The following is a 1068-nucleotide window of genomic DNA, read 5'->3' as shown; positions in this document are numbered from 1 at the left end:
GAGAAGATCGTCGCCTTGATTGCCGAACAACATGTCGTTGCCTGCCTCACCCCGGATGGTGTCGTTGCCAGCACCCCCTGAGAGAGTTTCGGCACCCGTGTTGCCAAAGAAACCATCAGCGTAGCGGGTGCCTGTGACCAGCAGGTCAGGGTCAAGAACGTAGATATTCGTAGGCCGACTTTCGTCGAATTCATTCACACCGACGATGCTACCAATGTTGGTCGTTCCTCCGGCTTTTACGCCAAAGGCGAGAGTCGCTCCCGCGCTGTTCGTGAAGCGGTTTCCTGAAATCTCGACAGCGTCAGGCCCATCGTTGTTGATAGCATTCCCGCTCTCATCGAAGATGTTGTTGGTCACCGTCGCTCTCGCGCCCGGGTTCAGGTAGATGCCGCGCGTCCAGCCGATAAAGCTGTTGCCATCAACCAGAAGACCGGAGCTTGTCCCCGAAGCGTTCAGGATCCCCTTGAAATCTCCGCCGGTCGCTTCCCTTGTAAAGACCGAGTTCAGGATCTGAACGTCAGCTGCACGGACAAAGATGCCTGCACTGCGGGGACCACCTTCCTGGATCTGCATCCCGTCGATGATCGTGCCGGCAGCGGCCCCCATGATTTCGAAGGATCCGTTCAAGCTGGCTTCGGTCTGTCGGGAGCCATCAGCACTGGAACCGGCATTTGCGCCAAGAATGGTGAGCGTTTTATCGATCACGACATTCTCGTTGTAGCTGCCTGCGGAGACGATGATCGTGTCGCCTTCCGAAGCCAGATTGACTGCTTCCTGGAGCGACCTGATTCCATTCTCACCAACCAGCCAGACGACCTTATCGTCGAAGACGGCCATCTCTACCCCGGAAAGTGTGTCACTCCCGGAATTCCCCACCAGATCAGTAATCGTACCGTTGGAGAAAGCATAGTTGGCGTAAGACCCTTGATAGACAGCGCGGTCGAAGCCTTCACCGCCTATCAAGACGTCATTACCCTGACCTCCTTCCAGCGTATCGTCGCCAAAGCCACCTGCTAAGGTGTCGCGGCCTGTTCCCCCATAGAGCAGGTCGTTGTCCTGACCGCCATG

At 56.6% G+C, this 1068-nt stretch carries 1 pseudogene; it reads right to left on the bottom strand.

The features are described 5' to 3' along the window. Positions 1–1068, bottom strand: a pseudogene (locus IE224_RS20820) (hypothetical protein); the annotation flags it as partial.

Origin of the sequence: Paracoccus aerius, assembly GCF_014656455.1 — a bacterium.
Lineage (GTDB): Bacteria > Pseudomonadota > Alphaproteobacteria > Rhodobacterales > Rhodobacteraceae > Paracoccus > Paracoccus aerius.
Note: the sequence above shows the minus strand (reverse complement) of the source record. Positions and strands in the feature narration are given on the sequence as shown.